We start from the raw sequence: 8,287 nt of genomic DNA, 5'->3' as shown, positions 1-8,287 counted from the left end.
TCTCCGGATCGAGCCGATCTTCGACCCCTTCGAACGCCGCCGGTCCGTGCTCGAGACCGTGGTCGTGGGCAAGGATGAGCGATTTCCCGTTTCGACTGATCGGTGTCTCGTCGAACGCTTTCATGCACCGAACCATTCGAATACAGTGATGAATTGTTTTCGAATATAATCGTTTCTGCATGCTTTAATTCGAACTAATGTCGTCAGTGTTCACTGAGTGACATCGGTCGCGGCCGATCGGTCCGACTGGTCGCCGATCACGAATTCGGGAGACGTACCGTCCCATCGCGCTCGAACCGACTCCGGTTGTAAAGGCGATCCCGACACCTATCACACTCGCCGTGATTGGGGCAGGTATGCCTCGGGACGACACCCTCGCTGGCGTCGACTCGCGAACCGTCGAAACGGACCGCCTCGAGACCCACTACCTCGAGTCTGGCGGATCCGATCGGGCCGACGCCGAGGGCGAAACAGTCGTCTTCCTCCACGGAAACGTCTCTTCCTCGCGGTTTTTCGAAGACGTGATGGCGGAGCTCTCGAGTCGCCATCGCGCGATCGCACCCGATCTGCGGGGCTACGGCGATTCGGAGACGAAACCGGTCGACGCGACGAACGGTCTCGGCGATTTCGAGGGCGATCTGCACGCGCTGGTGGATGAACTCGACCTCGCGAGGCCGTTCGTCCTCGTGGGCTGGTCGAACGGCGGCGGGGTCACAATGCGGTACGCGATCGATCACCCCGAGGCCGTCTCCGACCTCGTCCTCGTCAACCCGCTCTCGCCGTACGGGTTCGGCGGGACGAAAGACACCGAGGGCACGCCCTGTTTCGACGACTACGCCGGCTCCGGCGGCGGGATCGGCAACGACGGGTTCGTGGCGGGCCTCGAGAACCGCGACCGGAGCGAGGAGGGCCAGACCTCCCCGCGAAAGGTGTTGCGCACCTACTATGTCGATCCGACCCACGAGTTCGACGACGACCGCGAGGAATCCTATCTGACGGGCATGCTCGATACAGCGACCGGCGACGAGAACTATCCGGGCTCTTCGAGTCCGAGCGACAACTGGCCGGGTATCGCCCCGGGCGAAACGGGCGTCAACAACGCCATCTCCCCCAAGTTCTGCGACCTCGAGGCAATCACCGAAATCGACCCCGACGAGAAACCGCCGGTACTGTGGATCCGCGGCGATTCCGACCAGATTGTCTCGAACGCCTCGCTGTTCGATCTCGGTACGCTCGGACGGATGGGCGAACTGCCGGACTGGCCCGGCGAGGACGTCTTCCCGCCCCAACCGATGGTCGATCAGACCCGCGCCGTCCTCGAGAACTACGCCGACCGCGGCGGCGAGTTCGAAGAGGTCGTCTTCGGGAACACGGGCCACACGCCCCACGTCGAAGTCCCCGGGGACTTTCTGGATCGGCTCGAGTCAGTCGTGGACGGCTGAGGCCGGATGGGTGTGAGTGCCGCGATTTGCAGGGACGTCCGATCTAGGACCTCGCGTTTCGTGCCGGGGCCGCGTCCGCCGCTTGCGCTTCGTCGGCTCGCTCCTCCTGTGCTTCGTCGTTGGCTCCCTCGCTGCGCATCGATCGCAGCGTCGACAGTCCCCGTTCCCGGGTCACACCCTTCGAAATCCTGACGCCGTCGAACGTGCCCTCCCACCGGTCGTCGCTCGCGCCGAGGTGATCCATGTAGTACGCGAAGGCACCGAGCCACAGGAGGACGGCCGTAAGCGCGAGAAAGGTGACCGCCGAGACGAGAGTCGACGGACCGAGCGCGCCGGCCGCGATGCCGGCGACGACGTAGACGAATGAGGCGATTACCATGAGGACCGTGATCGTCGCGAACATGTCGTTGACCGCCGTCACCCGGGCGTTGTACTCGATCCACCGGCCGTAGCTCCGAAGCAATCGCACCTCGAACCGGTCCGCGTCGGCTTCGGGACCGACTCGAGCCGTCGCGAGCGCGGCGTCGACCGCGTCACCGTCGATACCGCCCCGGAGGTTCGAAGCCGTATACGTTACCCCGGCAAGACCGGTCGAGACCAACAAGAGGAGCGCGCTGGCGATCGTATACAGGTTGATGAACGGCGCGACGTCGAGGTCGGTCTGGACGACGATCGACCCACCCGTGACGACCAGCCCGATCAACAGGAGGTTCGCCTTCAGGATCTCGATGGCCTTCTCGTCGATCTCCCGAACGCGCTCGACCTGATAGTCGAACGTCGTCCGAAGCTCCTCGCGGGCCAACTCGAACGTCTCCCGATCGAAGTCGCCCCGCTGGTCGGCTGTGTCCGACCCGTCCAAGCGAGTCGCGTCGTCCGTGCCCTCCGGACCGCTCATGGGCCACCCTTTCCCGCCCCCGCCGTAAATCTGCCGGCGTTCGGTTTCGAACGGAACACCGTCTCGAGACGGAGAGTTTCGACCGGCGGCTCGACGGTCTCAGGCGATTCGGAGACTCTCTCGGTCCGCATCGGCCAGTTCGACCAGTGCGTCGGCCTCGAGCAGGTGACATTCGCCCGGAACGACGAGCAGGTGCAGCGGATCGCCGAACTCCCGGTCCGCGAGTTCGGCCATGGTTCCGGCCTCGACGAGCGGGTCGGGACTGCCCGCGCGGGCGACGACGACGCCCGCGAGGTCGGGGTACTCCTCGGCGATCAGTTCCGCACCGACATCGGCGGTCATGTACTCCTCGCGCTCGGCCTTGATATCGAGGTAGACGACGGTATGTAGTCCGTCGTCCTGATTGTCGTCGATCGTTTCGGTCACGCTCGCGGGGAGTCCGTCCGCGCCGTGGGCGTAGGGAAACGGCAGCGTCGTCGCCTTACCGAACCGATAGTTCTGCAGTCCCGTCAGCGAACTGGTGGCGGTCTGGGCAGTGACGCCGTGGATCACGCGCGTCTCGATTCCGCGGTCGTGAGCCCGCAGTCGCAGGTCGACGTGGGTCGTCGAGATCATCGTATCTCCGGCCGTCAGGAAGGCGATGTCTTCGGTTTCGGCCGCCGCGAGCATGTCGTCGGGTTCCTGTTCGACGCCCGCGCGGTCCCGGACCTCGATCTCGATGTCGTGGGCGGCCTCGAGGTCGTCGACCGTCGTGCCGATCAGTTTGCTGGTGTAGAACTCGGCGTAGACGCGATCGGCCGCCTGCAGGGCGTCCCGGCCCTCGACGGTGATCGAGCGCTCGTCGTAGAGACCGAGGCCGATGAACGTGAGCATAGCCGCCCGTAGTCGTAGCGCTCGGAATACGTTTTCGAGACGGTGCTCGCCCCGCGTCGGGCCCCTTCGCCGCCGCGGTCAGAACCCGATGTGCGATGTCGACGAAGGACCGTCGTCCTCGTCGGTTTCGTCGTCGATCCCGCCTTCGTGGGCGAAAGTAACGCCGTCTTCAGTCAGGTAGACGACGCCGTCGTCGACCGTGACCTCGATCGATGGCAGCGTCGTGTCGGCAGCGTCGCCGTTATCGCAGTAGCCCGAACAGGAGTCGAACATCGAGCCGTGTTTCGGACAGATGATCTGCCCGTCGCGCATCGCCGCGCCCCGGCCGGTATCGAGACGCTGGGCCTCGTGGGTACAGCGGTTGATCCAGGCCTCGACACCACTGTCGTCCTCGCAGGGAACGAGGATCACCTCGTCCGGTTCACCGTACTGATCTCGAATCGTGAACAGCCACGACCGATTCTCGTGGACCGTCTCGACGGTCGTGAGTCGCGTCCGTCCGCTCATTTCGAGACGGGTACGCACGCCGAACGGAAAACGTATCCGATGGTACCATTCCGGTACGCGGGCGGTGTTGCGTGGATTCTCGAGCGCTTGGTACCATCACTCCACAGTCGCGACCGTTCCCCGAACAGCTCACATTTCGTATAGCGACTATCAATATACGAATCGTGATCGGGCTCGAGTCGCCTGCGAAAACGTCAGCGTTACGGCGGGCCGCCGGTCAGTTCGACTATGGAAGTCCCGTGTGTCCGCGTCGCGCTCGAACACGGCGAAGCGACGCGTGCGGCGCTGGCCGACGCGGACCTGATCGACGACGGGTACGAAATCGCCGTCGAGGACGGCCGGATCTACATTCCGATCGCCGATCCCGACAGTGCCAGTGGGATCCTCGAGGACCCCGAAATCGTTCCGCGGACGGTTCCCGAGCGCGAGAGCCAGACGATGCCTGCGGATCTCCTCGCGTTCGAGCCCACCTACGAGCGACTCGGGCGAGCCGCGCTCATCGACGAGGACGATCCAGAGCGCGCGCGGGCGATCGCCGACGCCATCCTCGAGTCCGATCTCCCCGTCGAAACGGTGTTGAACAAGGCCTCGAAGGTCAAAGGCGAGACGCGGGTCCGGGACTGGGAACTGCTCGCGGGCGAGAACACCGAAGTCGTCCACCGCGAGTACGGGTGTGAGTTCCTGCTGGATCTCGCCGACGTCTACTTTTCGCCGCGGCTCGCGACCGAACGCCACCGCGTGGCAGAACAGGTGACGGCCGACGAGCAGGCCTTCGACATGTTCGCGGGCGTCGGTCCGTTCGTCGTCCCCTTCGCCAAACGCGGCGCGGAGTGCATCGGCGTCGATATCAACCCCGAAGCCATCGAGTACCTCCGCGAGAACGCGCGCCGAAACGGGGTCGCCGACCGCGTGACCGCGATCAACGACGACGTTCGGACAGTCGCCACCGGGTACGAAGACTGGGCCGATCGGATCGTGATGAACCTCCCGCACAGCGCCGGCGAGTTCCTCGAGTCGGCCGTTACCCTCGCCGGCGACGATTGTACGATCCACTATTACGATATCCAACACGAGGACGACCCCTTCGGACCCGGTGAACGTGCAATCCGTGCGGCGGCCGAACCCGACTACGAGATCACCGTCGAAACCCGCCACACGGTCCGGTCGTACGCCCCACACGAACTGAACGTCTGTCTGGACGTGCGACTCGAGCGATAATCGGGTCTCCGGGCTCGATTCTCGAGGCGCGTAACGCCCTCACATGACCGGATCGATTCGCAACCCTTATGCCCAATATCGGCCCTACGAATAAACGCACTCGAAGCGACGTGCCGGTGTAGCTCAGACTGGCAGAGCGAATCCTTCGTAAGGATTAGGTCGAGGGTTCAAATCCCTCCACCGGCTTCACTCCTCAGTTTCAAAGCTTCTACTGCGGGTCTCGAAATTTCCTGCAGAAATACGTCTCCTACCAGTCCGAACCGCAGGTTCAAACCTCATTCTCATGGCTCCCCTTTTGCGACGAACACCTGCGAGGAGCACAGTGAGCCGTGGCGGATTTGAATCAGGGAGCTGTTTCGCTGTGGCCGCGGTTTACAATCCCTCCACCGGCCTACCGGCACTTCGACGTTCTTCTCAGTAGCCGACCCTATGAGTTGGTGGCCAGTCCGCTTTCGTCGAGCTCCGTTGCACTGAGAGGCGGACTGTCGTGATCGGTACGAGACATCGCTCGAGTCTCGGCTTCGTCCCGCGTGAGACGGCACGTGAACAGGACGGCGACGATCGCAACTGCTAGTCTGGGGGCGATTTGCGGAGTACAGCCCGGTTTTGCCGTCTCGTCTGCGAGTATGGGAGAGCTGGCGACAGCCCTGATAAATCAAATATGGCGATAACAAATAGCACTGAACGAGGATTCTGCGATACGATGGCTGATGTGGAACGACGGGGCTCGAGTACGACGGCGGAGCAGTCGATCGAGTTATACAGAGATTCGCTTCGAGCGACTCTGGGAATCGGTGCAGGCAGTTCGAAACCGAGTGCCCGCGGTCAGTAGAACGTCGACAGCGCGAGGACGACGGCGAAAGCGAGGACGGGATAGTCCGCTCGCGAGAAGGAAAGCGGCGGGAGCGTTGGGTTCCACGCGAAACAGCGAGCCTGTAACGCGAGCGAGAGGCGATCGGCGCGGTTAAACGCCCGTGTCAGCCCAAGGACGGCGACCGTGCCGGCGCGGTCGACCGCGCCGCGTTCGGTTCCCAGCCGAGCGGCCATCGCCTCGCGGATCGTTCGGAGATCGCTGCGGAGCACCGGGAGGAATCGAAAGACGAGCCCGACGCCGACGCCGAGTATCTGGCCCGGTTTGCCGGGAATCGTTCGCTGAATCGCCGCTCGAGAGTCCCGAATCGGCGTCGAACGCACGTAGGCGGCGCTGACGAGCAGGATGAGCAGGACCCGGTAGCTCGCTAGCCCCGACGCGACGGCGTCCGATCGATCGATCCAGGGCGGACCGAACGCGACCCCCGCGATCAGGGGTGCGAGCGCGAGGATGAGCAGGGCAAAGCGGTAGGCGACGAGGGTGCGGCGAAGCGAGACGTTCGCCGCGACCAACGCGATTGCGGTCAGCGCGGAGAGAACGAGCAGCGCCCGCGGTGTCGTATGTGCTAAGGCGGTGGCAGCGAACCCGATCTGGACCGCCAGTTTCGTGCGAGGGTCCAGTCGGTGAGCGAGCGTCTCGTCGGGTTCGAACGTCAGCATCGTTCCCCTCCCGCGGGCCGCGTCGATCGCATTGGCCGCGGCGGTTCAACCCGTTCGTTCATCGGTCCGGAACGCGAACCGCGAGGTCTTCGAGGTCCCCCAGCGCGTCCTCGAGCGGTCCGTCGACGGCGACACGCCCGTCTCGCATGGCGATGACGCGGTCCGCGAGCGCGGACACGTCTCGGAGGTCGTGGGTCGCGAGCAGGATTCCGGTGCCGTCGGCCGACAGCGACTCGAGTCGCTCGAGGACCGATCGGCGCGCGGGTTCGTCGAGCCCGGTGAAGGGTTCGTCGAGGACGAGATGGGTGGGGTCCATCGCGAGCGCGCCCGCGATCGCGACGCGGGACTGCTCGCCGCCGGAGAGCGCCTCGATCCGGTCGTCCTCTCGACCGGTCATGTTGACCGCCTCGAGCGCGGCCGCGACGCGGCGGTTGATTTCCTCGCGTTCCAGTCCGAGGTTCTCCGGACCGAAGGCGATGTCCGCGCCGACGGTGGCGGCGACGAACTGGTCGCGGGGGTGTTGAAAGACCATCCCGACGCGCGAGCGGGCGGCGATCAGGTCGTCCGCGACGGGCGTCCCGTCGACGAGGACCGAACCGGAGTCGGGGGTTAGCAGACCGTTGCAGTGGCGCAACAGCGTCGTCTTCCCGCTGCCGTTTGCCCCCGCGAGCAGGACGAATTCGCCGTCGTCGATCGTCAGCGATACGTCCTCGAGAACGGGGACGTCTTCGAACGCGTGGAAGACCGACTGGAACTCGATCATCGCGTCGTCACGAGCGAACCGGCGTGATCTGACCGGACCGGACGATGGCGACAGCCGCGGCGACCTTGAGCAGTTCGCCGGGGATAAAGGGGAGCGCGCCGGCCGTGATGGCTTCCCAGGCCGCCATCTCAAGGAGCCACGCCATGTAGGCCGTCCCCATCGCGTAGATGACGACCGTTCCCACGAGGAGCGCGCCGACGAGAATCGGGAGTCGAACGCGCCGCAGATCGCGCAACGCAGTCCCGCGGTGGACGATGAGGCCGATCAGCGCCGCGACGACCGGATACGACCACAGGTAGCCGGCCGTCTGCCCGATCAGGACGCCCATTCCGCCGTTCATGCCGGCGAAGACCGGCGCGCCGGCGCCACCCGTCACGAGGTACAACAGGACCGAGATCGGCCCCCAGACCGGACCCAAGACGAGCCCGGCGAGGAAGACGAACAGTACCTGCAGCGTGATCGGTGCCGGCGAGAGGGGGATCGGGATCGACACCACGACCGACGCCCCCATCAGCGCCGCGAGCATCGCCGCCCGCGCGAACTGCCGGACGACGTTGTCGGCGACTGGATCGACCGCGTTCCGTTCCGTTGCCATACGCTCGCTCTCTCGTAAACCCGGATCAATACTTCGGTTTCCGAGATTATCGACTCGAGCGTTGACACGTCTCTCGAGGCTCCGTTGCTCGAGTCACCGCGGCTCGAGCCAGTGCCGTTCGGGTCGGGGCTCGAACGCGGTCGAAACACCGTGCTTCCTCCCAGTTACGCGGCCAGTTTCGATCGTCGGCGGCCGCGCGGTAAACGATCGGTTGCACACCGCTCTTCGCCGTTTTCGCTCCCGGTCGATCGTGAAACACGGAGTAAGAGCGGGTTGCCTCGGTTCGCTAACTGAAACGACCGGCGGCCTTATGCGCGAATTTCTCCCCGTGGTGTGAAAATGGGATCCGGTAGGACGACGACCGGCAATTCGGAGTATCAAACGGACGATCCGGCGTTCCGACGGGGTGTCGACGGCACCCGAACGACAGTTCGACGGCGGGTCCGTGACGGGCGTGCGCTCCG

8 protein-coding genes, 1 tRNA gene and 1 pseudogene are annotated in these 8,287 nt (G+C 64.7%); 3 read left to right on the top strand and 7 right to left on the bottom strand.

The features are described 5' to 3' along the window. Nucleotides 1-124 (bottom strand): annotated as a pseudogene (locus C489_RS22605) (aldolase); the annotation flags it as partial. 232 nt (nt 125-356) lie between these two features. On the opposite strand from C489_RS22605, the gene C489_RS09740 reads away from it, so the two are divergent. Next, on the top strand, nt 357-1,442 hold the full coding sequence (locus tag C489_RS09740; protein WP_006431072.1) for an alpha/beta fold hydrolase: 1,086 nt from the start codon (nt 357-359) through the stop codon (nt 1,440-1,442). A 43-nt stretch (nt 1,443-1,485) separates the two neighbouring features. Here the strand turns inward: C489_RS09740 and C489_RS09735 are convergent, their stop codons facing one another. The 3 genes from C489_RS09735 to C489_RS09725 form a co-directional block, all read right to left on the bottom strand. After that, nucleotides 1,486-2,337 carry a hypothetical protein gene (locus C489_RS09735; RefSeq protein ID WP_006431071.1) on the bottom strand — a complete coding sequence of 284 codons (852 nt, stop codon included), beginning with the start codon at nt 2,335-2,337 and terminating at the stop codon, nt 1,486-1,488. Nucleotides 2,338-2,436: 99 nt separating this feature from the next. Continuing rightward, nucleotides 2,437-3,210 carry a diphthine synthase gene (gene dph5, locus C489_RS09730; RefSeq protein ID WP_006431070.1) on the bottom strand — a complete coding sequence of 258 codons (774 nt, stop codon included), beginning with the start codon at nt 3,208-3,210 and terminating at the stop codon, nt 2,437-2,439. Between the two features lie 78 nt (nt 3,211-3,288). Continuing rightward, nucleotides 3,289-3,717, bottom strand: coding sequence for a Rieske (2Fe-2S) protein (locus C489_RS09725; RefSeq protein WP_006431069.1), 429 nt, complete (start codon nt 3,715-3,717; stop codon nt 3,289-3,291). A 228-nt stretch (nt 3,718-3,945) separates the two neighbouring features. Here C489_RS09725 and C489_RS09720 point away from each other — a divergent pair, with 228 nt between their 5' ends. Beyond that, a complete protein-coding gene (locus C489_RS09720) occupies nt 3,946-4,935 on the top strand; it encodes a class I SAM-dependent methyltransferase (RefSeq protein ID WP_006431068.1) in 990 nt (329 codons plus the stop codon). A 112-nt stretch (nt 4,936-5,047) separates the two neighbouring features. Next, nucleotides 5,048-5,121 (top strand) — tRNA-Thr (locus tag C489_RS09715). Nucleotides 5,122-5,760: 639 nt separating this feature from the next. Here the strand turns inward: C489_RS09715 and C489_RS09710 are convergent. From C489_RS09710 to C489_RS09700, 3 genes are read right to left on the bottom strand one after another with little or no spacing between them, the layout of a single operon-like run. Then, nucleotides 5,761-6,465, bottom strand: coding sequence for an energy-coupling factor transporter transmembrane component T family protein (locus C489_RS09710; RefSeq protein WP_006431067.1), 705 nt, complete (start codon nt 6,463-6,465; stop codon nt 5,761-5,763). 58 nt (nt 6,466-6,523) lie between these two features. After that, nucleotides 6,524-7,228, bottom strand: a complete 705-nt coding sequence (locus tag C489_RS09705) for an energy-coupling factor ABC transporter ATP-binding protein (RefSeq protein ID WP_006431066.1) — start codon at nt 7,226-7,228, stop codon at nt 6,524-6,526. Nucleotides 7,229-7,235: 7 nt separating this feature from the next. Beyond that, complete coding sequence (locus C489_RS09700) at nt 7,236-7,823, bottom strand: biotin transporter BioY (protein WP_006431065.1); 588 nt, start codon at nt 7,821-7,823, stop codon at nt 7,236-7,238. Nucleotides 7,824-8,287: the final 464 nt, after the last annotated feature.

This window comes from Natrinema versiforme JCM 10478, from assembly GCF_000337195.1.
Taxonomy (GTDB): domain Archaea; phylum Halobacteriota; class Halobacteria; order Halobacteriales; family Natrialbaceae; genus Natrinema; species Natrinema versiforme.
Note: the sequence above shows the minus strand (reverse complement) of the source record. Positions and strands in the feature narration are given on the sequence as shown.